Origin of the sequence: Roseateles toxinivorans (assembly GCF_004362525.1) — a bacterium.
Lineage (GTDB): Bacteria > Pseudomonadota > Gammaproteobacteria > Burkholderiales > Burkholderiaceae_C > Paucibacter > Paucibacter toxinivorans.
Map to the genome: position 1 here is coordinate 47,393 of NZ_SNXS01000006.1, position 23,395 is coordinate 70,787.

A 23,395-nucleotide genomic window follows, 5' to 3' on the forward strand; every position below is an offset into this window, starting at 1 on the left:
CCCTATTGCTGCACTGCAACAAGTTTGATGCGAAGATTGCTAGAGAGTCCGCTCCAGGCCGTGGTGCATGCCGGCACAATCTGGTGCGCACTCTTTTGGGGTGGCCGATTTCATAGAGGGATATGTGATGGATTGCACAGTCAACTGGTTGCCCGAAGCGGGCATGGCATTCGTGGCCGAGACCGGCAGCGGTCATCTGCTGACCATGGATGGCGCGCCCGACGGCGGCGGGCGAGACCTGGCCCCCAGGCCGATGGAGACGGTGCTGGCGGGCACCGGCGGCTGCACGGCCTATGACGTGGTGCTGATACTGAAACGTGGCCGCCACGATGTGCAGGGCTGCCGAGTGAAGCTGACCACCGAGCGCGCAACGACCGACCCCAAGGTCTTCACCAAGATCCATATGCACTTCACCGTCACCGGCAAGGGGCTCAGCCAGGAGGTCGTCGAGCGGGCGGTGCAGCTGTCGCACGACAAGTACTGCTCGGCCAGCATCATGCTGGGCAAGACGGCCGAAATCACCACCTCGGTGGAGTTGATTCAGATGTGATGTGCCGTGCGCGTCATCACGCCGGCCGCCAGCTTCATCAGCCGCTTCACCGTGGCCGGCAATTCGGTTGCACCGGCGTCCTGAGCCTCCTGGGCATGCTGGGCCTCGTCAGCCTGCATCTGGGCCACGACGGCGCGTGAATCGAGGTCTGCGGCCGGCAGGCGATCCAGATGGCCGGCCAGATGGGCTTCCACCTGCCTCTCGGTCTCGACCACAAAGCCGAGGCTGCGCTTGTCGCCGGCCAGACCGGCGATCAGACCGATGCCGAAGGCCCCGGCATACCAGACCGGGGAGAGCAGGCTGACCCTGTCTCCCAACTCGTCCAGGCGCTGCCGGGTCCAGGCCAGATGATCCGCCTCATCGCGTGCGGCATGCTGAAAATGCTCGCGCAGTTGCGCGTCGCGGGTGACCAGCGATTGCGCCTGGTAAAGAGCCTGAGCACAGATCTCGCCTACGTGGTTGACGCGCATCAGCGCGCCGGACAGGGCCTTCTGTTCCGCATCCAGGTTGACGGTCGCCCCCTGCTCCCGCGGTATCGGGCGAGCAGGGCGATATGCGCCCGACAGGCCGCGCAGGGTCTGGTCAAGGCTGCTGATGAGCCCGTCGGTCGGGCTTAACTGCACTCGGGAGTGTTCTACTGAGGTCATGGTGGTGCTAGCAGGTGCTAACTATTGTCAACCAGGTGGCGGGTCGTCATAGGGCGTCATCAAAACGTCATTTGCCAGCTCGTTGTGTGATCGCAACGGCAAGACGGGATATCGGGCCGCGGGGCTGGCATCAAAGCGGCGCGTCTGGTGCAATACGCGCAGCTTCCGCTGTGGAGGTTGGCCTGATCAGTCGCAGTATCTTTATCTGGCGGCTACCCCGGATCGGGACCTCTGGTTTCACTCTAAGGAAATAACGCAATGAAAAAATCTCTGCTTGCCCTGGCCGTGCTTGCCTCCTTCGCCAGTGCCGCTTCGGCCCAGTCGTCCGTCACGCTGTTCGGCGGCCTTGACCTGAACCTGCGCTATGCCAAGTCCAGCGGCGCGACGCTGAAGACCATGGGTACCGATGGTATCTACAGCAGCCGTTGGGGCGTGCGTGGCGTCGAAGACCTTGGCGGTGGCCTGAAGGCCGGCTTCTGGCTCGAAGCCGCCATCAACCCTGATGCTGGTACCACCAACGCTGCCCGCTACTGGCACCGTCGTACCTCGGTCAGCCTGATGGGTGACTTCGGTGAAGTGCGTCTGGGTCGCTACCTGACCAACCAGTTCACGGCCTACGCCGACTTCGATCCGTTCGGCACCAACGGTGTTGGCGACGTCAACAAGATGCACCAGTTCATGGGCAGCGGCGTTTCCAGCGGCACCCGTGCTGACAACATCGTCGGCTACTTCCTGCCGGGCAACCTGGGTGGCATCTACGGTTCCGCTGAAGTCGCTGCCGGTGAAGGCGCAATCGGCAACAAGTACGTCGGTGTGCGTTTGGGCTATGCAGCTGGCCCGCTCAACGTCAGCGGTGCTTTTGCCAACGTCACCGCCGGTGGGTCCGACTTCAAGCGCACCACGTTCTCTGGTTCGTATGACCTGGGCGTGGCCAAGCTGACCGGTGCTTACACCCAGGGCAAGTGGCAAGCGCGCAAGCAGACCGTCGTGCAAATCGGCGCCCTGGTGCCGGTCGGCAGCACGGGTACCTTCAAGGCTTCGTACACCAGCGGCAATGCCAACACCGCTGCCGAAGCCGTGACCGGTGACTCGAAGCAATTCGCCGTCGGTTACATCCACGACCTGTCGAAGCGCTCGGCCCTGTACGGCACGCTGTCGCGCGTCAGCAATAGCGGCCGAGCCGCCGTTGGTGTGTCGGGCTCCCCGACCGTGCGTGCTGGTCAAGCTTCGACCGGCTTCGAAGTGGGTGTCAAGCACACCTTCTGATCGCAAACCCGCTTCGGCGGGTTGAGCGTCATCAAGCCGCCTTCGGGCGGCTTTTTCGATTTGTGGCTGCCGTTTGGCTTGCTCTTGCCTGTCGCACTGGTGACAGGGTTAGCTCTTGTGGATAGGGTGCAACATCGGGGTTCCGCTAACCGAGGCCAGGCCACAAAATACTGAAAACGATTCTTACCAGCAGGAGACATAGATGAAAAAAGCAAGCTTGGCCCTCAGCCTCTTGGCCCTCAGCACGACCGGCGCTTGGGCGCAGTCCAGCGTGACGCTTTATGGCATCGTGGACGCCGCCGTGCGCATGACGACCAATGCTGGCGCGACCGCTGCCACCAACGGCAAGTCGATCAAGACCCTGCAGCCTGGCGGTATGTCGCAGAGCCGCCTGGGCATCAACGTGACCGAAGACATGGGCGGCGGCCTGAAGGCGATTGCCAACCTGGAACACCGCCTGATGTCGGACACCGGTACGGCCACCGCAGCCGACTTCTGGCGCCAATCCTGGGTGGGTCTGCAGTCGAATGACTTCGGCCGCATCACCCTGGGTCGTCAGTACAACATCCTGTTCGACATCTATACCTCGACCTATCCCTCGTTCCGCTATTCGCCCTATATCGAGGCCTACAAGCCCGAAATCGGCATGTCGCTGACCGCGCGTCAGGACAATATGGTCAAGTACCTGGTTGAGTCGGGCGGTCTGCGCGGCGAGATCCAGGTCAGCGCTGGCGAAGGTTCCGCGGCCGGTGGTAAGTCCATGGGTGGTCTGCTGCGCTACGCGCAAGGTGAGTTCGCGGTTGGCGGCGCCATCCTGCAGCTGAAGGACGGGGGCGGCAAGAAGGTCACTGCCACCACCTTCGGCGGCAACTACACCTCGGGCCCCCTGTACCTGACGGCCTCGTGGGCACGCAACAAGTTCCAGACGGGTTTCAGCGCTCCGACCAATGGCGCACTGGCTGCTTCCATCGTCGGTGCCTTGAATGCTGCCTCGGCACTGGCTGAGCACCGTGATATGTGGAGCGTTGGCGCCACCTATCAGCTGGACGCCCAGTGGAACCTGGGTGCGCACTACTGGCATGCCAAACAGAACGGCACCATCGCAGCCGGCGACGGCAAGGGTGACTTCTTCGCTGTGGTGGCCGACTATGCCTTCTCCAAGCGCACCGACGCCTATCTCGAGTTCGATCACACCAAGATCGGCGGCAACCTGACCCTGGCCAATGGCGCCCGCAAGCGCAGTGGCTTCATGATGGGCGTGCGTCACCGCTTCTGATCCCATGGAGCATGCGGCCATGCCGCAAGCAAATGGAAGGGCCGCCACCAGCGGCCCTTTTTTCATTTGCGCCCATGGACTGCGATTGGCGGAAACTTTTTGCTGTCACCTCGCTCCCTGTACCGCCGCCACCCCCGAAGCTGTTGATCATGATTGATGCGCTGTTGTCCCGTAGCTTGACGTTGTTGTGCGTCGTCGGATTGAGTGGGTGTGCGCAACTCGCGCGGGAGGCTCCACCGCTTCCTATGCCTGCCGACATGGAGGCCTGGTCGGCACGCGCACTGCCGGTCAAACCCGCCACACGCTACTCGATGGGCAAGCGGGCAGGCCATCACTGCGTGTTGGCCCAGGCTTACCGATCAGCCAGTTTGTGGCGGCGCAAACTGCATGTGCCGCCTGCCGAACTGGGCGCCATCGAGTTCAATTGGTGGGTGGGCGGCATGCCCGAGGGAGCCAGCGTCACTGACACATCGCATGACGACGCAAGTGCGCGCATCGTGTTGGCCTTTGACGGCAATGAGGCCGAGCTGTCGTCTCGCAATCGCATGCTGTTCGAACTGGCGCGAACCCTCACCGGCGAGGCGCCGCCCTATGCCACCTTGATGTATGTCTGGGATGCCAAGGCGCCGGTGGGTACCGAGGTGGTCAGTGCGCGCAGCGACCGCATGCGCAAGATCGTGGTTGCTTCCGGTGGCGAGAGTCTGCGCACCTGGCGCCGTTTCGAACGCGATGTGGTGGCCGACTTTCGTCGCGTCTATGGCGGCGAGTCGCCCGGGGCCCTGATCGGCTTGGCCTTGATGACCGACGCCGACAACACGAAGGGTAGGGTCGAGGCTTGCTACGGTGCCATCAGGCTGCTTGACCGGGCGGGTGCCGAGCTACCGGGTGGCCTTACGCTGCCAGGGCAGTGACCACTAACACGACGAAGCAGGCCTTGCAGGGTTTGGCGATTCGGACTTACCCCTGTGGTCGGGCGCAACTTTATGCGCATGATGCGGGGCTTGCTGAAACCTGACGAAACAAGGCCGCTGGCCTCAGCAGTTCCCCTGACAAAGATGATTCCTGGTGTGCTGCATGTACATTCCCTCCCTCGCGGACACCTGCCTCGCCCCACGCTCGGGCACTGATCGTGGCTGAGCGCACGCTGCACAACTGACACTCTCTCAACATGCTTGCATTCATTCTTCGGCGCATGGGCCAGGCCATCCTGGTGATGCTGACCGTGGCCTTCGTGGCCTTCATGATCTTCCAGTATGTGGGCGACCCGGTGACCAACCTGCTGGGGCAGGATGCGACACCCGAGCAGCGCATCCAGCTGCGCAAGGATCTTGGCCTGGACGAGCCCTTCCCGGTGCAGTTCGCCCGCTTCATCGGCAATGCGGTGCAGGGCGAGTTCGGCTTGAGCCTGCGTCAGGGCCGCAAGGTCTCGACCCTGATCGCCGAGCGTCTGCCCGCCACGATGGAGCTGGCCATGACGGCTGGCGTGCTGGCGCTGATCGTGGGCATTCCGCTGGGGGTCTATGCGGCATTGAAGCGGGGAAGCTTCCTGTCGCAGGCCTTGATGACCTTTTCATTGCTGGGCGTTTCGCTGCCGTCCTTCCTGTTCGGCATCTTGCTGATACTGATATTCGCGGTGACTTTCAAGATATTGCCCAGCTTCGGGCGCGGCGACGTGGTGGCCATCGGCTCGTGGACGACCGGCTATCTGACCGTCGACGGCTGGAAGCACCTGGTGCTCCCGGCCATCACCCTGTCGCTGGCCAATATGGCCCTGGTGCTGCGCCTGGTGCGTTCCGAGATGCTGGAGGTGCTGCGCACCGACTACATCAAGTTCGCGCGCGCTCGCGGCCTGAACAACCGCGCGGTGCACTTCGGCCATGCACTGAAGAACACCCTGGTGCCGGTGCTGACCATCATGGGTCTGCAACTGGGTCAGCTGATTGCCTTTGCCATCATCACCGAGACGGTTTTCCAGTGGCCGGGCATGGGGCTGCTGTTCATCCAGGCGGTGCAATTCGCCGATATTCCGGTGATGGCGGCCTATCTGCTGCTGGTGTCGGGCATTTTTGTGTCCATCAATTTGTTGGTGGACATGTTGTATCTGGTCGTCGATCCGCGCCTGCATGTGGACGGCAAGGCCGGGGCGCATTGAGAACATGGGAGCCAATGGCATGAGCAGCAGTTCCTCCGACGGGGCAACAACGGGTAGCCCAGTCGTCATACCGAAGGCGCCGGGTCGCCTGGCGCGATTCTTCGACGGCGACGTGTGGCATTCCTTCTGCAACTCGCCGATGGCCATCCTGGCCGCGGTGATTGCGTTCATCTGCGTGTTCTGCGCGCTGTTCGCCAACTGGGTGGCACCGCACAATCCCTTCGACCTGGCCTCGCTGGAGCTGATCGATGCGCGGCTGCCGCCGGCCTGGATCGAGGGCGGCAAGAGCAAGTACCTGCTCGGCACCGATGACCAGGGCCGCGACCTGCTGTCGGCGCTGATGTATGGCGCCCGCATTTCGCTGTTCGTCGGCCTGGCTTCGGTATTAGTGTCCCTGGTGGTCGGGGTCAGCCTGGGCCTGCTGTCGGGCTTTGCCGGTGGCAAGGTCGATGCCTTCATCATGCGCGTCTGCGACGTGATGCTGTCCTTCCCCTCGCTGCTGGTGGCGCTGCTGATCGACGGCCTGGGCAAGGCGATGTTCCCGAACGCGCCGGACGCTTTGGCCTATGCGGTGCTGATCGTGGCCATCTCGCTGTCCGGCTGGGTGCAGTACGCCCGTACGGTGCGCGGCTCCACCCTGGTCGAGCGCAACAAGGAGTATGTGCAGGCGGCCCGCGTGATCGGCGTCAAGCCGTCGCGCATCATGGTGCGCCATGTGCTGCCCAACGTGCTGGGGCCGGTGCTGGTGCTGGCCACCATCCAGGTCGCTTTTGCCATCATCGCCGAAGCCACCCTGTCCTTCCTTGGCCTGGGCGTGCCGCCGACCAGCCCCTCGCTGGGCACCTTGATACGCGTCGGCAACGACTTCCTGTTCTCCGGCGAGTGGTGGATCACCATCTGGCCCGGCGCGATGCTGGTGCTGATCGCGCTGAGCGTGAACCTGCTGGGCGACTGGCTGCGCGATGCGCTGAACCCGCGCCTGCGCTGATTCCGCGGCCAACCCTCTTACCGCCAAAGTGACTGCATGACTGCTCCACTGCTTGAAGTCCGCAATCTGCGCGTCGAGTTTCCGACGCGCCGCGGCACCTTGCTTGCACTCGACGACATCTCGTTCGACATCGCGCCGGGCGAAATCCTGGGCGTTGTTGGCGAGTCGGGTGCCGGCAAATCATTGACCGGTGCGGCCATCATCGGCCTGCTCGATCCCCCGGGGCGCATCGCCAGCGGCGAGATCCGCCTGGAGGGCAAGCGCATCGACAACCTCGGCTACGAGGAGATGCGACGCATCCGCGGTCGCCAGATCGGCGCCATCTTCCAGGACCCGCTGACCTCGCTGAATCCGCTGTACACGGTGGGCCGGCAGCTGGTCGAAACCATCACGACGCACCTGCCGATGAGCCAGTCGGAGGCGCGCAAGCGTGCCATCGAGCTGCTGGAGCAGACCGGCATCCCGGCGGCGGCTCAGCGCGTCGATCAGTACCCGCACCAGTTCTCCGGCGGCATGCGGCAGCGCGTGGTGATTGCACTGGCGCTGGCCGCCAAGCCCAAGCTGATCGTCGCCGATGAGCCGACCACGGCGCTGGACGTGTCTATCCAGGCGCAGATCATTTCGCTGCTGAAGAATTTGTGCAAGGAGCAGGGTGCGGCGGTGATGCTGGTCACCCACGATATGGGCGTGATCGCCGAGACCTGCGACCGGGTAGCGGTGATGTACGCCGGGCGCGTTGCCGAAATCGGCCCGGTGCAGGACGTGATTCACAAGCCGGCCCACCCATACACGACGGGCCTGATGGGTTCGATACCGGCGATGGACGAGGACCGCGAGCGCCTGCTGCAGATCGATGGCTCGATGCCGCGACTCAACAACATTCCAACCGGCTGCGCCTACAACCCGCGCTGCCCCAAAGTCTTCGATCGCTGCCGTGTTGAGCGTCCGAATTTGATACAGGCGGGCGCCACCCGCGTGGCGTGCTGGTTGCATGCCGAAGGCCAGGAGAACAGGGCGTGAGCAATCATCCATTGGTTGAGGTCAAGGATCTGGCCAAGATCTTCGACGTGTCCGCACCCTGGCTGAATCGTGTCGTCGAGCGCAAGCCCAAGATGTATGTGCATGCCGTCGATGGCGTGAGCTTCACGATCGAGCGCGGCAAGACGCTGGCACTGGTCGGTGAATCGGGCTGCGGCAAGAGCACGGTGGCGCGTCTGCTGGTCGGCCTTTACAAGCCCACCCAGGGCGTGGTCAGCTTCGATGGCGCCGATATCGCCGCCACCCTGGCGACGCCCGAGGGCCGCACCCTGCGGCGGCGCACGCAGATGATCTTCCAGGACCCCTATGCCAGCCTGAACCCGCGCTGGAAGGTGCAGGACATCGTCGGCGAGCCGCTGCGCGAGCACGGCATGGTCAATGGCTCGGACGAACTGCAGCAGCGCGTCATTGCCCTGCTGCAATCGGTGGGCCTGGCGGCGGCCGACGTCGAGAAGTTCCCGCACCAGTTCTCGGGCGGTCAGCGCCAGCGCATCTCGATCGCGCGTGCGCTGGCCACACAGCCGGAGTTCCTGGTCTGCGACGAACCGACCTCGGCGCTGGACGTGTCGGTGCAGGCTCAGGTCTTGAACATCATGAAGGACCTGCAGCGCGAGCGTGGCCTGACCTATCTGTTCATTTCGCACAACCTGGCCGTGGTGCGCCATGTGGCCGATCAGGTCGGCGTGATGTACTTAGGTCGCCTGGTCGAGCTGGCCGACAAGAAGGACCTGTTCGACAATCCGCGCCACCCGTACACGCGCATGTTGCTGGACGCGATCCCGGACATCCACATGACCGGCCGCTCACGCACCCCGGTGCAGGGCGAGGTGCCCAATCCGCTGAATCCGCCCAGCGGCTGCAGCTTCCATCCACGCTGCCCGCTGGCCAATGACCGCTGCAAGGTGGAGCGCCCGGCGCTGGCCGAGTTCCAGGGCATCAAAATTGCCTGCCACGCAGTGGCCGAGGGGCGCGCCTGAGGGCGCAGTCGCCCCACATGAAAAACGGCGCCCTAGGCGCCGTTTTTCATGGTTTCGCTGCGGAGGCTGCTGGAGTCGGCGCTTTGGCTGCCGCCGGCAGATACAGCGGCCCTTTCTGCCCGCAGCCCGCGCTGCACAGGGCCAGCATCAGCAGGGCGCTGGCGCACCACCCTTTGGCCGGAGAGGCAATGCGGCGCGCGACTACACTTTGCTGTTGTTTGCTCATGAAAAGATTCTACCGGCCATGAATGCTCCGCTTGCTGCTACCCCGCTGTCCGACAGCGACTATCTGAGCAAGGCCATGGCCGTGCTCAGCGCCATCGAGACCACGCTGGACCGCTGGCTGGACGAGGATGTGGTTGATATAGACACCCACCGCACCGGCGGCCTGCTGGAGCTGAGCTTCGGCAACGGCAGCAAGATCGTGCTCAACACCCAGCCGCCGCTGCAGGAGCTGTGGCTGGCCGCGCGCGGCGGCGGCTTCCACTTCAAGTACGTCGATGGCCGGTGGCTGGACACCAAGGACGGGCGCGAGTTTCATGCCGCCCTGTCGGCCCATGCCAGCGCCCAGGCGGGCCTGGCTCTGGAGTTCAAGCCGGCTTGATGCGCCAGGTTTACCGCCGGAACAGGTCGAGAATGCTCTTCTTCTCTTCCTCGTTGGCCGATTTCGGCAGTCCGGCGTTGTTGTCGCTGGTGATGCTGCGCACGCCGGCATTGCCGGCGTATTCGTCATAGAACCATTCGCCACCCTGGTTGACCACGCCCTCGGGCGCCACCGCCTCCTCGACCGGCACGCCCTTCAGCGCGAAGTTCATGTAGTCGATCCATACCGGCAGTGACAGGCCGCCGCCGGTCTCGCCAGTGCCCAGTTTGCGTGGCGTGTCATAGCCGATCCAGACCACGGCCACCACGCTGTGCTGGTAGCCGGCGAACCAGGCATCCATCGAGTCGTTGGTGGTACCGGTCTTGCCGTAGATGTCGGGGCGCTTCAAGGTCGCCTGAGCCTTGGCGGCCGTGCCCGAGCGGGTCACTTCCTGCAGCAGGCTACTCATCATGAAGGCATTGCGCGCATCGATGACGCGCGAGTTCTCGCCGATCTTCGGTTCGGGGGCCTCATGCAGCAGCTTGCCGCGGGCATCGGTCAGGCGGGCAATCAGCTGCGGCGCCACGCGCAGGCCGCCATTCGCGAACACCGCATAGCCCTGCACCATCTGCATCGGCGTCACCGAACCGGCGCCCAGGGCCATCGTCAGATAGGCGGGGTGCTTGTCGGCATCGAAGCCGAAGTGCGTGACCCACTCCTGGCCGTACTCAGCCCCGATGGACTGCAGCACCCGTATCGACACCATATTCTTGGACCGGGCCAGTGCGGTGCGCAGCGGCATCGGACCGTCGAATTTGCCATCGTAGTTTTTCGGCTCCCAGGGCTGGCTGCCGGTGCTGCTGGCGTCGAAGAACAACGGTGCGTCATTGACGATGGTGGCCGGCGTGAAGCCTTTTTCCAGCGCAGCCGAATAGATGAAGGGCTTGAAGCTGGAGCCCGGCTGGCGCCAGGCCTGGGTCACGTGGTTGAACTTGTTCTTCGCATAGTCGAAGCCGCCGACCATCGCTCGAACCCGTCCATTGCGCGGATCCATCGAGACGAAAGCGCCCTCGACCTCGGGCAGCTGGGTGATCGCCCACTCGTTCTTCGGCGCCGGGCCCTTGACCACCCGTATCACCGCGCCGCGCCGGATCTGCGTCTTCGGATTGCCGCGCTCGGCCAGGCCGGAGGTGGCAGGTTTCAAGCCCTCGCCGGTGATGGTGATGGTTTCGCCGCTTTGCAGCGAGGCCAAGACCTTCTTCGGGCTGGCCTCCAGAGCAACCGCGGCGATGAACTCGTCGTTGTCCGGGTGGTCTGACAGCGCGTCGGCGACGCGGGCGTCCAGCTCCTTGGGGTCCGAGGGCAGATCCACATAGGCCTCGGGGCCGCGATAGACCTGGCGCTTCTCGAAATCGAGAATGCCCTTGCGCAGCGCCCGGTAGGCGGCGGTCTGCTCGTCTGCGCGCAGCGTCAGATAGACATTCAGGCCGCGGCTGTAGGCCTCATCGCCGTACTGCGCATAGACCAGTTGGCGGGCGGTCTCGGCGACGAATTCGGCATGGGCCGGCGGCACCGAGACCTGGCGGTAACGCAGCGGCTCAGCCTTGGCCGCATCATGCTGCTCGACCGTGATGAAGTCGTTCTCCAGCATGCGGTCGATGATGTACTGCTGCCTGAGCGTGGCGCGCCGCGGATTGCTGAAGGGGTTGTAGGAGGAGGGTGCCTTGGGCAGTCCGGCCAGCATGGCGGCTTCTGCAATCGACAGATCCTTCAGCGCCTTGCCGAAATACACCTCGCTGGCGGCCGCAAAGCCATAGGCTCTATGACCCAGGAATATCTGGTTCATATAGACCTCGAGAATCTGTTCCTTGCTCAGTTCGCTTTCGATCTTCAGCGCCAGTAAGATTTCGTAAATCTTGCGTGTGAGGGTTTTTTCGGTGGACAAATAGAAGTTTCTTGCCACCTGCTGGGTGATGGTGGAGGCACCCTGGCTGCGAGATTCCGCGAGATTGGCCAAACCCGCGCGGATGATGCCCAGGTAGTCCACGCCACCGTGCTTGTAAAACCGTGCATCCTCGATCGACAGCACCGCATCCTGCATGACCTTGGGGATTTGCTGGATGGGGACGAAATTGCGGCGCTCCTCGCCAAACTCGCCCAGCAGCACGCCATCGGACGAGAAAACCCGCAGTGGCAGTTTGGGTCGGTACTCGGTCAAACCCGAGGTGTCGGGCAGTTTCGGATACGCAACGGCCAGTGCCACGCCCAGCAGCAGCAGGCCTATCGTCAGCAAGGCCAGTGCCAGGCCGAATAGTTTGACCAGCATGCGGCCCATCAGGGCCAGGGCGCCACCAGAGTTCAGACGAGATGCGGTGGGTGTCGATTGATTGGATTCGCTCATGGGCCTCCGGGCGCGATGCCCGCGATTATAGGAAGCGCTTCAACCCGGCCCCGGCGGATTCGTGAACTGTTTGGCATTTGGCCGAAGTGGTCGGTGATTCCGGCGCTTCTGCACCGATCCGTGTCCGCTTTGTGCGTGTATGTTTAGCAACGTAGGAGAGTCTGCCTCGGCCGGATTTCCTTTGTGGGTCAACACCTTTACTGCTAGCATTGAAGTAGTTTCTTAACAGTCCGACGCACTTTGAAGCGTTGGGGAGAAAGGCGTCATGGGAATTCTTGACGTGCTGCTGGGTCGCAAGCATGCGCCGATGATTGGCTTGGACATCAGTTCATCAAGCGTCAAGCTGGTCGAATTGGGGCAGAACGCCGCCGGCGAATATGTGCTGGAGCGCTTTGCCGCCGAGCCTTTCGAGAAGGGCTGGATCACCGATGGCCAGATCGAGAAATTCGATGAGGTCGCCGACGCCGTGCGCCGGGTGGTCGCCAAGAGTGGCACCCGCACCCGCCAGGCCGTGCTCGCCATGCCGCAATCGGCCGTGATCACCAAGAAGATCATGCTGCCCGCCGGTCTGCGTGACGAAGAGCTCGAAATACAGGTCGAGGCCGAGGCCAACCAATACATACCGTTTTCGCTCGACGAGGTGAGCCTGGACTTCTGCGTCATCGGCCCCAGCCCGACCTCGATCGGCGACGTCGAGGTGCTGATCGCCGCCTCCCGCAAGGACCGCGTGCAGGACCGTCAGGGCCTCGCCGAGGCCGCCGGCCTGCGCCCGGCCGTGCTGGATATCGAGTCCCATGCCTCGCGCATGGCGATGGGCCGACTGGTGGCGAATCTGCCCAATGCCGGCAAGGATGCGCTCGTCGCCCTGTTCGAAATCGGCGCCGACACCACCAGCCTCAAGGTGTTGCGCGACGACGAGATGCTGTATGACCGCGACCAGGCCTTTGGCGGTTCGCAACTGACGCAGCTGATTTCGCGCCAGTATGGTTTCTCCTACGAGGAGGCCGAGCAGAAGAAGCTGGCCAATGATCTGCCCGAGGACTATGAGTCGGCGGTGCTGATTCCCTTTGTGGACAGCCTGTCGCAGGAAATCGGCCGGGCGCTGCAGTATTTCTTCACCAGCACGCCGCACCACAAGGTGCACTATGTGATGCTGGCCGGTGGCACGGCCACCTTGCCGGGTCTGAAGGAGCGAGTGACCGAGTTGACCGGTTTCGCCTGCATGGTGGTGAACCCGTTCGAGAACATGGCGCTGGGCTCCAATATCCGCGAGGGCAAGCTGCGCCGTGAGGCGCCTTCCTATCTGACCGCCTGCGGGTTGGCGATGCGGAGGTTCCACCAGTGATCTTGATCAATCTGCTCCCGCATCGGGAGGAAAAGCGCAAGCGCCGCAAGACCGCGTTCTTCGTGGGTCTGGGCGTCTCGGCGCTGGTGGGTCTGGGCATCGCGGCCATCGGCTATGCGGTGCTGATGCAGCTGACCAGCGATCAGCAGGGCCGCAACCAATACTTGAAGGCCGAGATCGATCGCCTGGAGATCCAGATCAAGGACATCGCCAATCTGCGCGCTGAAATCGAGTCGCTGAAGGCGCGGCAGAAGGCGGTTGAAGACCTGCAGACCGATCGCAATACGCCGGTGCACCTGCTCAATGAGCTGGCCAAGCACACGCCCGAGGGCGTCTACCTGACCAGCATCCGCCAGGCCGGCCAGGTGGTCACGATCACCGGTATTGCGCAGACCAATGAGCGGGTGTCGGAGTTTCTGCGCAGCACGGCGCGGGCCTCCGAATGGCTGGAGCGGCCCGAGCTGGTTGAGATCCGCCTTGCCAACCTGACCACCAACAACCGCGAGCAAAAGCGCCTGTTCGACTTTTCTATGCGCGTTTCGATCAAGCAGCCGCAGCCCGAGGCCCAGAGCGTGCCGGGCGCTGCTGCCAAGACCAACAAGAGCTGAGGCAAGCATGGCGACCAAGGCAAGCACCCCCAAGTTCGATCTGAATGCTCAGTTCGAGCGGGCCGCCTCGCAGTTCCGCGGACTCAACCCCAACGAGCCAGGCCAATGGCCCCTCCTGCCCAAGCTGGCGGCCTTCCTGGCCGTGGTGGTGGTGGTGCTGGGCTTGAGCTGGTACCTGGTGCTGTCGGATGCACAGACTCAGCTGCAGGCCGAGCACGATCGTGAACCCACGCTCAAGCAGGACTATCGCGGCAAGCTCAGCCAGGCCGTCAACCTGCCCGAGCTGCGCAAGCAAAAGCGCCAGGTCGAAGAGTACGTCACCCAGCTGGAGAAGCAGCTGCCCGGCAAGGCCGAGATGGACGCGCTGCTGTCGGACATCAACCAGGCCGGACTGGGCCGCGGCCTGCAGTTCGAGCTGTTCCGGCCCGGCCAGGTGGCGGTGAAGGACTACTACGCCGAACTGCCCATCTCGGTGCGGGTGTCGGGGCGCTATCACGACATCGGCGCATTTGCGGCCGATGTGGCCAATCTGTCGCGCATCGTCACACTGCACAACCTGGTGGTGATCGCCGCCAACGCGCGTGACGCCAACACCGCGGGCGCCTTGGCCATGGAGGCCACGGCCCGTACCTACCGCTACCTGGACTCTGCCGAGGTGGCCGAACAACGCAAGGCCACCAGCAAAGCGGGAGCGAAGAAATGAGGCGCTTGTCTATGCGCACTGTCGCTGTCCTGTGCATGGGCACGCTGCTGCTGCTGGGTTGCGCGGCCGACATGGACGAGTTGCGTCAATGGATGGAGCAGCAAAAGCGTGAGGTGCAGGCCACCGTCAAGCCGCTGGTGCCGCCCAAGAAGTTCCTGCCCCAGGCCTACGAGACGCAGGCCAGCGTCGAGCCGTTCAGCGCCCAGAAGCTGACGGTGGCGGTCAAGCAGGAGGCGCGGCAACCGAACTCCTTGCTGACCTCTGAAATGAGCCGGCGCAAGCAACCGCTGGAGGCCTTCCCTCTGGACAGCATGACCATGGTCGGCAGCGTGTCCCGCGAGGGGCGCCAATATGCCCTGCTCAAGGTGGACAACCTGCTTTATCAGGTCAAGTCCGGCGATTACCTGGGCGTGAACTACGGCAAGATCATGAAGATTTCCGAGACGGACATCGCCTTGAGAGAAATTGTCCAGGACGCTGCGGGCGAGTGGATAGAGCGCACCAGTACCCTCCAGCTTCAGGAGAAGGGGCGATGAAAAATATGCAGGAGAACTCCACTATGACCCACTGGCGCGCGCTTGCCCTGGCCATGACCCTGAGTCTGGGCCTGCAGACGGCCGCGACGGCACAGACCGCGGAGGCGCCCGCCGCCGCGGCCAATGCCATCCAGGCCATCAGCAGCACCCAGCAGTCTGGCGTGGAAGTGATACGCATCGAGCTCAGCCAGCCTCTGTCCGAGGTGCCTCGAGGCTTCATGATCCAGACGCCACCGCGAATCGCCATCGACCTGCCCGGTGTCAACAACGCGATGGGCCGTCCCAGCGTCGAGATCAACCAGGGCAATCTGCGTTCGGCCAATGTGGCGCAATCGGGTGAGCGCACCCGCGTGGTGCTGAATCTGAAACAGCCATCCAGCTACCGCGCGCAGTTGCAGGGCAATGCCTTGCTGGTGATTCTGGAAACGGCTGCCGTGCCCTCGGCCGCGGATGCGGTGCACTTTGCGCCCAGCCTGAACGCCAACCCGCTGGCCTTGAAAGATATCGACTTCCGTCGCGGGCAGGATGGCACCGGCCGCGTCATCGTCAACCTGCCCAACAACCAGGTCGGCGTGGACATCAAGCAGCAGGGCAAGACCCTGGTGGTCGAGTTCCTGCGCTCCACGCTGCCCGAGAGCCTGCGGCGCCGCCTGGATGTCAGCGACTTCGGCACGCCGGTGCAAAACATCACCACCACCCAGTCGGCCGACCGGGTGCGCATGGTAGTCGAGCCGCGTGGCGACTGGGAGCACAGCGCCTACCAGAGCGACAACCAGTTCGTGCTCGAGGTGCGGCCGCAAAAGGTCGATCCGAACAAGCTGACCCAGGGGCCAGGTTATGCCGGCGACAAGCTGTCGCTGAACTTCCAGAACATTGAGGTCCGCGCCCTGCTGCAGGTGATCGCCGACTTCACCAATTTCAACGTCGTGACCAGCGACACGGTCACTGGCAACGTGACCCTGCGCCTGAAGGACGTGCCCTGGGATCAGGCGCTGGACATCATTCTGCAGGCCAAGGGTCTGGGTCTGCGCAAGTCCGGCAATGTGCTTTGGATCGCTCCCAAGGACGAGCTGGCTGCCAAGGAGAAGGTCGATCTGGAGTCCAAGGCCGCGATTGCGCAGTTGGAGCCGGTGCGTACCCAATCCTTCCAGCTCAATTACACCAAGGCCGAGGAAGTTGCCAAGGGCCTGAGCGGGCAGAGCGGTGCGGGGGGCGGCACGGCCAGCCGCATCCTCTCCACCCGTGGCTCGGTGATCTACGAAACCCGCACGAACCAGCTGTTCGTGTCGGACATCCCGTCCAAGCTCGAAGAGATCCAGGCAATGATTGCCAAGATCGATATTCCGGTGCGCCAGGTGCTGATCGAGGCCCGCATCGTCGAGGCCGATGACAAGTTCGGCCGCTCGCTGGGCGTCAAGCTGGGCACTACCGACCTGCGCGGTATCCAGGGCGGCGTGCCGGGTGTCAATGTGGGCGGCAACAACTACATCACCGCCGGCAACAACTACAACGCCATCGGTTACCAGACCAAGCAGCCGGGCTCGACTGCGCCTGTGTTTGCCAACTCGCAGATGATCAATATGCCGGCCGGTGGCATCGAGGGTGGCACGCCTGCCACGTTCGCGCTGTCGCTGTTCAGCGCCTCGTCGAACCGCTTCCTGAACCTGGAGCTGTCCGCCTTGGAGGCCGACGGCAAGGGCAAGGTCATCTCCAGCCCCCGCGTCATCACCGCCGACCAGGTCAAGGCGCTGATCGAACAGGGCGAGGAAATTCCCTACCAGGTCTCCACCTCCAGTGGCGCCACGGCCACGACCTTCCGCAAGGCCAGCCTGAAGCTGGAAGTCACGCCGCAGATCACGCCGGAAGGCAATGTGATCCTGGACGTGGACGTCACCAATGACAGCAAGGGTGCGTCCACCAACCAGGGCTTCACCATCAACACCAAGCATGTGAAGACCCAGGTGCTGGTGGAGAACGGTGGCACCGTCGTCATTGGTGGCATCTACACGCAGAACGAGCGTGAGGACGTCACCAAAGTGCCCTGGCTGGGCGACATGCCCGTGCTGGGCAATCTCTTCAAATCGCGCACGCGGTCCAATAACAAGACCGAACTGCTGGTCTTCATCACGCCCAAGGTGGTGAGCGAGCGGGCGGCCACGCGCTGACGCGTCAATGCATTTCACTCGACCCTGTTGGGGCGGGACTGTAGGAGTTAGAAGCAAATGAGCGCATTCACTGGCATGACCCGCTTCATCGCGGGTGCTGTGATATTGCTGGGCAGCCTGACCATGACCGCCTGCGGCGGCGGCGGCGCTGCTGGCGATCCGGTGCTGGGAGGGGGCCCGGGCACCGGCACGACCGTCGTGACCGCGGACCTGAGCCTGACCATTGACAAGACGACCGTGCCCAATACCGGCGCCGAAGAGGCGACCGTGACGGTGACGGCGCTGGACGCCGCCCGCAATGTGGTCGGCGGCGCTCCCGTGGCAGTGACCGTGGACAACAATGCCTTCGTCACGCCCTCGGCCACGGCCACGGCGGCCGGCACCGGCCAGATCACCGCCAAGGTGGCCATCGGTTCGGACAAGAGCAACCGTGCCATCACCTTGACGGCACGCTCCGGGACCATCACCAAGACAGTTTCATTCGAGGTGGTTGACAGCATTTCGGGCAGCAAGACCTCGGACCTGGTGGTCACGCTGGACAAGCCCACGCTGACCAACTCGGGCACCGATACGGTGACCGTCAGCGTCACCGCGCTGGACACCGCGCGCAAGGCGCTGGGCGGGGTACCGGTGAGCTTCTCGGTCGATGCCGGTGCGGTCGTCACGCCGGAGGGTGGCAAGACCGCGACCGATGCTGTCAGTGGCCAGATCAAGGCCGCTGTGACCATCGGTGGCATGAAGACCAAGCGCACCATCACCGTGACGGTCAACAGCGGCACCGTCTCACGCAGCATCTCGTTCGATGTCGTCGACGCGGTGGTGACGATTCCTCGTGCGGCGGACCTTACGCTGGTGCTGAGCAGCAACAACATCCAGAACTCCGGTCTTGAGAAGGTGCTGGTCACCGCCACGGCGGTGGATGCCTCACGTAACGCCCTGGCCGGTATTCCGGTGGCCTTTACCGTGGACCAGAACGCGGTCCTGATTGCCGGCAGTTCATCGACCAATGCACAGGGTCAGGTCACGGCGGAGGTGTTGATCGGTTCCGACCGCACCAACCGTCGCGTCACCATCACTGCGACCAGCGACAGCCTGGTGCGCAGCGCCGGCTTCCAGGTCAGCGGCGCCAAGCTGACCGGTACGGCCGACCCGACCGTGATGAACGTCGGGGATGGCGGCAAGGTCGAGTACAAGCTGCGCGACGTCAACAACAACGGTCTGGCACAGGTGCCCATCACCATCACCGGGCCGGGCAGCCTGGTGACCAATGCGTTGACCGATGAGAACGGCACTTATCTGTTCGGCTATACCGCGCCCCTGGCGGCGGGCAGTTACGACATCAAGGCCAGCTCGGGCGGTGCGCCGGCGAATGTGCAGACGATTCTGGTGAGCACAGGTTCGATCCCGGCAGCCACCGGGCCGGTGTTGTCGGCGGCGCTGTCGCTGGAATCGAATGTGGTTAAGGTCAATACGGTCGGCAACACCAACCGCATCGACGTGCGGGCCCTGTTCCTGGGCAGCAATAACAAGGCCATCAAGGATGTGCGGGTGCGCTTCAAGGTCGATCCGACCAATGCGGTCGGAGGCACCTTCTCGATCGGCGCCGGCACCAGCTATTCGGATGTCAATGGTGTGGCGACCACCGCCTACATCCCCGGTTCGCGCTCCAGCCCGACCGATGGCCTGCGCCTGCGCGCCTGTTATGACCTGGTCGACTTCCCCGACTTTGCCGACGATGCGCCTTGCCCTGGCACATCGAAGGAAATCAGCGTCAAGCTGACGGTGGTGTCGGAGGCCTTGTCTGTGACCATCGGCACCAACGAGACGATCGAGGTTGGTCCGGCCAATCTCACCTATATCCAGAAGTTCGTGCTCCTGGTGGTGGACTCGGCCGGCAATGCGATGCCCAATGTGCAGATCACGCCGTCGATCGACCTGTTGGCCTATGGCAAGGGTTACTACACCTGGAATGCGGCTCAGTCGGCCTGGATTCCGACCGTCACCGCGCGTTGCCTCAGCGAGGACGTGAACCGCAACGGCTCGATCGACAGTGGCGAAGACATCAATGGCAACGGCGCCCTGGACCCGCGCAAGTCCGACGCGGCCATCAGCATGGTCGGATCCACCAAGACCGATGCCAGCGGATCGGCCATCCTGAAGGTCGAGTATCCAAAGAGCCATGCCTCCTGGGTGTCGTTCAAGATCTCGGCGGCGGCCTTTGGCGTGTTGAGCCCCCCGGCGGTGTACTCCGGTCTGCTGCCGGGCGATGCCAAGGCCATCAAGACCGAAACACCGCCACCGGCCTTTGTGGTCAGCCCCTACGGCATCGAGCCCATCCCAGGCAATGTCGGCAACGGCTGCCTGAACCCGAACTGAGGTGACGAAGCCGCAGCCAGCGCCGCTGTGCATCTCGCTGGTGGGCATGCCCGGATGCGGCAAGTCCACCGTCGGGAGGCAGCTGGCGCGCCTGCTGGGCATCAACTTCATCGATCTCGATGCCGAGATCGAGCGGAAACTGGGCGAAGCGATTCGCCCTTTTTTTGAGCGCGAGGGCGAGGCAGCTTTCCGTGCGTTGGAGCATGAGACTCTTGCCGCCCTGCTGAGCGAGGCCAGGGACCTGGTGCTGGCGACCGGCGGTGGGGCGGTGCTGCGCGAGGAAAACCGGGCGCTGCTGCAGCGCCACAGCACCGTGCTGTATCTGCGCTCCTCGCCCGAGGAGCTGTTCCGTCGGCTGCGCCACGACACCCAACGCCCGCTGCTGCAGGTCAACAACCCCTTGGCCAAGCTGCGCGAGTTGTTCCAGCAGCGCGACCCGCTGTACCGGCGCACGGCGCACTTTCTGATCGAGACCGGCCGGCCCAGCGTCAACTCGCTGGTGAACATGATTCTGATGCAGCTCGAACTGGCCGGCCTGGTGGACAGCCAGCGCGTGCCATCATCGGTGCAGGCCAGGCCGACGCCCGGATGATGGCCGTACACTGGCGGACATGAATTCCGTCAGCAGCCCTCAGCTCGCACCTGCCTCTTCACCCTCCCGCATTTCGATCGCGCTTGCCGAACGCAGCTACGAAATCCTGATCGGCTCAGGCCTGCTTGACAGTGCCGACGCCTGGCGGGACCTGCCCAGGGCCGATTGCGCCCTGATCGTCAGCAATGTGACGGTGGCACCGCTCTACCTGGCGCGCCTGCAGACCGCGCTGAGCCAGCACTACCGCCGCATCGAGGTGCTCAATCTGCCCGACGGCGAGGCCTACAAGGACTGGACCTCGTTGAACCTGATCATCGATGCCCTGCTCAGCCGCGGCTGCGACCGCAAGACCGTGCTGTTCGCATTGGGCGGCGGAGTGATCGGCGACATGACTGGCTTTGCCGCCGCGGTCTATATGCGCGGCGTGCCCTTTGTGCAGGTGCCGACGACCCTGCTGGCCCAGGTGGATTCGTCGGTCGGCGGGAAGACCGCGATCAATCACCCCTTGGGCAAGAACATGGTCGGCGCCTTCTACCAGCCGGTGCGGGTGATTGCCGACCTCGACACGCTGGATACCCTGCCCGCGCGGGAGTTGTCGGCCGGGCTGGCTGAGATCATCAAGTACGGACCTATCGCCGATGCAGGGTTCCTGGGCTGGATCGAACAGAACCTGGATGCGCTGCTCGCTCGGGACAAGGCCGCCTTGGCCCATGCGGTCCAACGCTCCTGCGAAATCAAGGCACTGGTGGTCGGCCAGGATGAGCGGGAGCAGGGTCTGCGCGCCATCCTCAACTTCGGCCATACCTTTGGCCATGCTATCGAGGCCGGCCTGGGCTACGGAGAATGGCTGCACGGCGAGGCCGTAGGCTGCGGCATGGTCATGGCCAGTGATCTGTCGGTACGGCTGGGCTTGATGCCGGCCGAGTTTCTGACCCGCATGAGGAGGCTGATCGGTAGGGCAGGGTTGCCGCTGCTCGGTCCCCGGCTCGGCGTGCAGCGATACCTGGAACTGATGCGTGTCGACAAGAAGGCCGAGGGTGGCGAGATCCGATTCGTGCTGATCGACGCCCTGGGTCATGCGAGCATGCGCGCCGCTCCCGATGCGCTGGTGGCTGAAGTGATAGCGGCGAACTGCGCTTGAAGGGCGGCTCGGTGAGCATGAGTTACCTGAGCTGATCGACATGCCGCTCGCCCCCTATGCCTGCGATGCCGCGCGGACGCGTGGCCGCCGGCATGCCGAGACGCCGGCCCCAACGCGCAGCGACTATCAACGCGACCGCGACCGCGTTGTGCACAGCACGGCCTTCCGCCGCCTGGTCTATAAGACCCAGGTGTTCCTGAACCACGAGGGCGATCTGTTCCGCACGCGGCTGACGCACTCGCTGGAGGTGGCCCAGCTCGGCCGCTCGATAGCCCGCACGCTGGGCCTGAACGAGGATCTGGTCGAGGCCATCGCCCTGGCCCATGACCTGGGTCATACACCGTTCGGCCATGCCGGCCAGGATGCGCTGCACGAATGCATGGCCGAGTTCGGTGGTTTCGAGCACAACCTGCAAAGCCTGCGAGTCGTCGATGAACTCGAGCAGCGCTATCCCGACTACGATGGCCTGAACCTGAGCTTTGAAACGCGCGAAGGCATTCTCAAGCATTGCTCGCGCACCAATGCCATCAAGCTGGAGATGACCGAGCCCAACGGGGTGGGGCGGCGCTTTCTCGATGGGTCCCAGCCCAGCTTGGAGGCACAGCTGTGCAACCTGGCCGACTCGATCGCCTACAACGCCCATGATGTCGATGACGGCGTGCGCTCCGGCCTGCTGAGCCTGGAGCAACTGGACGAGGTCGAATTGTTCAGCCTGCACAGCCAGGCGGTGCGGCGCGAGTATCCGGCGCTCCAGGGCCGCCGCCTGCTGTTCGAGGCGATACGTCGCATGCTCTCTGCCCAGGTCTATGACGTGATCGAGGCAAGCCGGGTCAGCCTGCTTGCCGCAGGCGTCGACTCGGTGGCCGACGTCCGCAGCAATGCTCAACGTCTGGTGTGTTTCAGCGAGCCGATGCGAGAGGCTGGCAGCGCACTCAAGCGTTTCCTGTTCGCCAATCTCTACCGCCACCCCCAGGTAGTCGACACCACGGCCATGGGCAAGCAGGTGGTGCGCGAGCTGTTCGAGGTCTACCGAAACGACCCCAGTGGCATGCCCATCGACTTCACATCGACGGGCCGTGCCGAACGTGGCATTGCCGACTACATCGCCGGCATGACCGACCGCTTCGCCATTCGCGAGCATGAGCGCCTCACCGGCCGAACGCTGTTCTGATGTTCTAATTGGGGTCAGACTCCAATTAAGTAGGTGCATTTCATGGCCCGACTCCCCCGCCTCGTCATGGGTGGCCAAGCCCATCATGTCATCCAGCGTGGCCACAACCGCCAGCCCGTGTTCCTTGAGGATCAGGACAGACGCAAGTATCTGGAGTTTCTGCGGGAGGTCTCAGCCAACTGCAAGGTAGCTATACACGCCTATGTACTGATGGACAACCACGTGCACCTGCTGGTCACGCCGGATGAAGCCGATGGCATCAGCCGCATGATGCAGGCGCAGGGTCGGAACTACGTGGCCTGGTTCAACCACCGGCATGGTCGCAGCGGAACGCTGTGGGAGGGCAGATTTCGCGCTTCGCTGATTGATAGTGAGCGCTATTTCATGACCTGCATGCGCTATATCGATCTGAATCCGGTAAGGGCCGGTTTGGTGACCCAATGCCTCGACTTCGCGTGGTCCAGTCATGGTCATTACATCGGGCAGCGTAGTGACGCAGTCATCACCGAGCATCCGCTCTTCTGGACCCTGGGGAATACGCCATTCGAGCGTGATGCGGCGTACAAGGCCTTGTTCGATGCGGAACTGAGCACCGGCGATCAGAAGGCTTTGACCGACTCGGCCTTGAAAGGTTGGCCATTGGGCTCCGCCGGCTTTCTTGCTGAGCTTGCAGGTCAGACTGATCGGCCGCTGCAAGCACGTAAGCGGGGGCGGCCACCAACAGTCGCATCGAGGTTGCGAGCAAGCAATGATTCAATAAATGACTCCGACCCCATTTAATTGTGCAGATAACGGGTGACGGTAGATAAAACGACTCCGACCCTAATTTAAAATTCTTGTTGGGTTTGCTGCAGTGCAGTAATCTTCGCCCCATCCCTAG

The 23,395-nt window shown here is 63.5% G+C and carries 22 protein-coding genes; 19 read left to right on the forward strand and 3 right to left on the reverse strand.

Features of this window, described 5'->3' with window-relative positions; all coding sequences use genetic code 11:
* Positions 1 to 127: 127 nt before the first annotated feature.
* Positions 128 to 550, forward strand: coding sequence for an OsmC family protein (locus tag DES47_RS21315; protein ID WP_133702782.1), 423 nt, complete (start codon positions 128 to 130; stop codon positions 548 to 550).
* On the opposite strand, the gene coq7 is transcribed toward DES47_RS21315, so the two are convergent.
* The gene (gene coq7 / locus DES47_RS21320) at positions 541 to 1,197 is read right to left on the reverse strand and encodes a 2-polyprenyl-3-methyl-6-methoxy-1,4-benzoquinone monooxygenase (protein WP_133702783.1); all 657 of its coding nucleotides are present in this window, start codon (positions 1,195 to 1,197) and stop codon (positions 541 to 543) included. The genes DES47_RS21315 and coq7 overlap by 10 nt on opposite strands.
* A gap of 258 nt (positions 1,198 to 1,455) precedes the next feature.
* On the opposite strand from coq7, the gene DES47_RS21325 reads away from it, so the two are divergent.
* The 7 genes from DES47_RS21325 to DES47_RS21355 all read left to right on the forward strand — a co-directional run bounded on the left by DES47_RS21325 (position 1,456) and on the right by DES47_RS21355 (position 8,894).
* Entirely contained in the window at positions 1,456 to 2,463 is a 1,008-nt protein-coding gene (locus DES47_RS21325; RefSeq protein ID WP_133702784.1) for a porin, read from the forward strand.
* Positions 2,464 to 2,665: 202 nt separating this feature from the next.
* Positions 2,666 to 3,739, forward strand: a complete 1,074-nt coding sequence (locus DES47_RS21330) for a porin (RefSeq protein WP_133702785.1) — start codon at positions 2,666 to 2,668, stop codon at positions 3,737 to 3,739.
* Positions 3,740 to 3,984: 245 nt separating this feature from the next.
* Positions 3,985 to 4,650: a DUF3047 domain-containing protein gene (locus DES47_RS21335; RefSeq protein WP_166652113.1), complete on the forward strand. Its 666-nt coding sequence runs from the start codon at positions 3,985 to 3,987 to the stop codon at positions 4,648 to 4,650.
* Positions 4,651 to 4,907: 257 nt separating this feature from the next.
* The gene (locus DES47_RS21340) at positions 4,908 to 5,891 is read left to right on the forward strand and encodes an ABC transporter permease (protein ID WP_133702787.1); all 984 of its coding nucleotides are present in this window, start codon (positions 4,908 to 4,910) and stop codon (positions 5,889 to 5,891) included.
* 19 nt (positions 5,892 to 5,910) lie between these two features.
* Positions 5,911 to 6,879, forward strand: coding sequence for an ABC transporter permease (locus DES47_RS21345; RefSeq protein WP_133702788.1), 969 nt, complete (start codon positions 5,911 to 5,913; stop codon positions 6,877 to 6,879).
* A gap of 36 nt (positions 6,880 to 6,915) precedes the next feature.
* The gene (locus DES47_RS21350; RefSeq protein WP_133702789.1) at positions 6,916 to 7,899 is read left to right on the forward strand and encodes an ABC transporter ATP-binding protein; all 984 of its coding nucleotides are present in this window, start codon (positions 6,916 to 6,918) and stop codon (positions 7,897 to 7,899) included.
* On the forward strand, positions 7,896 to 8,894 hold the full coding sequence (locus DES47_RS21355; protein ID WP_133702790.1) for an ABC transporter ATP-binding protein: 999 nt from the start codon (positions 7,896 to 7,898) through the stop codon (positions 8,892 to 8,894). The genes DES47_RS21350 and DES47_RS21355 overlap by 4 nt, the downstream gene beginning before the upstream one ends.
* 46 nt (positions 8,895 to 8,940) lie before the next feature.
* Here the strand turns inward: DES47_RS21355 and lptM are convergent, their stop codons facing one another.
* Entirely contained in the window at positions 8,941 to 9,120 is a 180-nt protein-coding gene (gene lptM, locus DES47_RS21360) for an LPS translocon maturation chaperone LptM (protein ID WP_133702791.1), read from the reverse strand.
* A gap of 45 nt (positions 9,121 to 9,165) precedes the next feature.
* On the opposite strand from lptM, the gene cyaY reads away from it, so the two are divergent.
* Positions 9,166 to 9,498, forward strand: coding sequence for an iron donor protein CyaY (cyaY, locus tag DES47_RS21365; RefSeq protein WP_133702892.1), 333 nt, complete (start codon positions 9,166 to 9,168; stop codon positions 9,496 to 9,498).
* Between the two features lie 10 nt (positions 9,499 to 9,508).
* Here cyaY and DES47_RS21370 read toward each other — a convergent pair whose 3' ends face one another.
* On the reverse strand, positions 9,509 to 11,878 hold the full coding sequence (locus tag DES47_RS21370) for a penicillin-binding protein 1A (RefSeq protein ID WP_425057474.1): 2,370 nt from the start codon (positions 11,876 to 11,878) through the stop codon (positions 9,509 to 9,511).
* Positions 11,879 to 12,143: 265 nt separating this feature from the next.
* Here DES47_RS21370 and DES47_RS21375 point away from each other — a divergent pair, with 265 nt between their 5' ends.
* Genes DES47_RS21375 through DES47_RS21420 form a run of 10 tightly spaced genes read left to right on the forward strand, consistent with a single transcriptional unit; the run spans position 12,144 to position 23,295 of the window.
* Positions 12,144 to 13,223 carry a pilus assembly protein PilM gene (locus tag DES47_RS21375; protein WP_133702792.1) on the forward strand — a complete coding sequence of 360 codons (1,080 nt, stop codon included), beginning with the start codon at positions 12,144 to 12,146 and terminating at the stop codon, positions 13,221 to 13,223.
* Positions 13,220 to 13,831 (forward strand): PilN domain-containing protein, encoded by a 612-nt coding sequence (locus DES47_RS21380; RefSeq protein WP_133702793.1) that lies wholly within the window; start codon positions 13,220 to 13,222, stop codon positions 13,829 to 13,831. Before DES47_RS21375 ends, DES47_RS21380 begins: the two co-directional genes overlap by 4 nt.
* A 7-nt stretch (positions 13,832 to 13,838) precedes the next feature.
* A complete protein-coding gene (locus tag DES47_RS21385) occupies positions 13,839 to 14,534 on the forward strand; it encodes a type IV pilus inner membrane component PilO (RefSeq protein ID WP_133702794.1) in 696 nt (231 codons plus the stop codon).
* A gap of 11 nt (positions 14,535 to 14,545) precedes the next feature.
* Positions 14,546 to 15,070, forward strand: a complete 525-nt coding sequence (locus DES47_RS21390) for a pilus assembly protein PilP (protein ID WP_243748418.1) — start codon at positions 14,546 to 14,548, stop codon at positions 15,068 to 15,070.
* Positions 15,067 to 17,235 carry a type IV pilus secretin PilQ gene (locus DES47_RS21395; protein WP_133702796.1) on the forward strand — a complete coding sequence of 723 codons (2,169 nt, stop codon included), beginning with the start codon at positions 15,067 to 15,069 and terminating at the stop codon, positions 17,233 to 17,235. Before DES47_RS21390 ends, DES47_RS21395 begins: the two co-directional genes overlap by 4 nt.
* A gap of 57 nt (positions 17,236 to 17,292) precedes the next feature.
* Positions 17,293 to 19,611, forward strand: coding sequence for an Ig-like domain-containing protein (locus tag DES47_RS21400; protein WP_133702797.1), 2,319 nt, complete (start codon positions 17,293 to 17,295; stop codon positions 19,609 to 19,611).
* Between the two features lie 46 nt (positions 19,612 to 19,657).
* Complete coding sequence (locus tag DES47_RS21405; protein WP_133702894.1) at positions 19,658 to 20,203, forward strand: shikimate kinase; 546 nt, start codon at positions 19,658 to 19,660, stop codon at positions 20,201 to 20,203.
* A gap of 19 nt (positions 20,204 to 20,222) precedes the next feature.
* Positions 20,223 to 21,344 (forward strand): 3-dehydroquinate synthase, encoded by a 1,122-nt coding sequence (aroB, locus tag DES47_RS21410; RefSeq protein WP_133702798.1) that lies wholly within the window; start codon positions 20,223 to 20,225, stop codon positions 21,342 to 21,344.
* Positions 21,345 to 21,384: 40 nt separating this feature from the next.
* Positions 21,385 to 22,515 (forward strand): deoxyguanosinetriphosphate triphosphohydrolase, encoded by a 1,131-nt coding sequence (locus tag DES47_RS21415; RefSeq protein WP_133702799.1) that lies wholly within the window; start codon positions 21,385 to 21,387, stop codon positions 22,513 to 22,515.
* Between the two features lie 42 nt (positions 22,516 to 22,557).
* On the forward strand, positions 22,558 to 23,295 hold the full coding sequence (locus tag DES47_RS21420) for an REP-associated tyrosine transposase (protein WP_133702800.1): 738 nt from the start codon (positions 22,558 to 22,560) through the stop codon (positions 23,293 to 23,295).
* Positions 23,296 to 23,395: the final 100 nt, after the last annotated feature.

What these genes read in the sequence shown, in the direction of transcription:
- DES47_RS21315 (WP_133702782.1), top strand. Translation starts at nt 128, where the DNA reads ATGGATTGCACAGTCAACTGGTTGCCCGAAGCGGGCATGGCATTCGTG.
- coq7 (WP_133702783.1), bottom strand. Translation starts at nt 1,197, where the DNA reads ATGACCTCAGTAGAACACTCCCGAGTGCAGTTAAGCCCGACCGACGGG.
- DES47_RS21325 (WP_133702784.1), top strand. Translation starts at nt 1,456, where the DNA reads ATGAAAAAATCTCTGCTTGCCCTGGCCGTGCTTGCCTCCTTCGCCAGT.
- DES47_RS21330 (WP_133702785.1), top strand. Translation starts at nt 2,666, where the DNA reads ATGAAAAAAGCAAGCTTGGCCCTCAGCCTCTTGGCCCTCAGCACGACC.
- DES47_RS21335 (WP_166652113.1), top strand. Translation starts at nt 3,985, where the DNA reads ATGCCTGCCGACATGGAGGCCTGGTCGGCACGCGCACTGCCGGTCAAA.
- DES47_RS21340 (WP_133702787.1), top strand. Translation starts at nt 4,908, where the DNA reads ATGCTTGCATTCATTCTTCGGCGCATGGGCCAGGCCATCCTGGTGATG.
- DES47_RS21345 (WP_133702788.1), top strand. Translation starts at nt 5,911, where the DNA reads ATGAGCAGCAGTTCCTCCGACGGGGCAACAACGGGTAGCCCAGTCGTC.
- DES47_RS21350 (WP_133702789.1), top strand. Translation starts at nt 6,916, where the DNA reads ATGACTGCTCCACTGCTTGAAGTCCGCAATCTGCGCGTCGAGTTTCCG.
- lptM (WP_133702791.1), bottom strand. Translation starts at nt 9,120, where the DNA reads ATGAGCAAACAACAGCAAAGTGTAGTCGCGCGCCGCATTGCCTCTCCG.
- DES47_RS21370 (WP_425057474.1), bottom strand. Translation starts at nt 11,878, where the DNA reads ATGAGCGAATCCAATCAATCGACACCCACCGCATCTCGTCTGAACTCT.
- DES47_RS21375 (WP_133702792.1), top strand. Translation starts at nt 12,144, where the DNA reads ATGGGAATTCTTGACGTGCTGCTGGGTCGCAAGCATGCGCCGATGATT.
- DES47_RS21385 (WP_133702794.1), top strand. Translation starts at nt 13,839, where the DNA reads ATGGCGACCAAGGCAAGCACCCCCAAGTTCGATCTGAATGCTCAGTTC.
- DES47_RS21390 (WP_243748418.1), top strand. Translation starts at nt 14,546, where the DNA reads ATGCGCACTGTCGCTGTCCTGTGCATGGGCACGCTGCTGCTGCTGGGT.
- DES47_RS21395 (WP_133702796.1), top strand. Translation starts at nt 15,067, where the DNA reads ATGAAAAATATGCAGGAGAACTCCACTATGACCCACTGGCGCGCGCTT.
- DES47_RS21400 (WP_133702797.1), top strand. Translation starts at nt 17,293, where the DNA reads ATGAGCGCATTCACTGGCATGACCCGCTTCATCGCGGGTGCTGTGATA.
- DES47_RS21405 (WP_133702894.1), top strand. Translation starts at nt 19,658, where the DNA reads ATGCCCGGATGCGGCAAGTCCACCGTCGGGAGGCAGCTGGCGCGCCTG.
- aroB (WP_133702798.1), top strand. Translation starts at nt 20,223, where the DNA reads ATGAATTCCGTCAGCAGCCCTCAGCTCGCACCTGCCTCTTCACCCTCC.
- DES47_RS21415 (WP_133702799.1), top strand. Translation starts at nt 21,385, where the DNA reads ATGCCGCTCGCCCCCTATGCCTGCGATGCCGCGCGGACGCGTGGCCGC.
- DES47_RS21420 (WP_133702800.1), top strand. Translation starts at nt 22,558, where the DNA reads ATGGCCCGACTCCCCCGCCTCGTCATGGGTGGCCAAGCCCATCATGTC.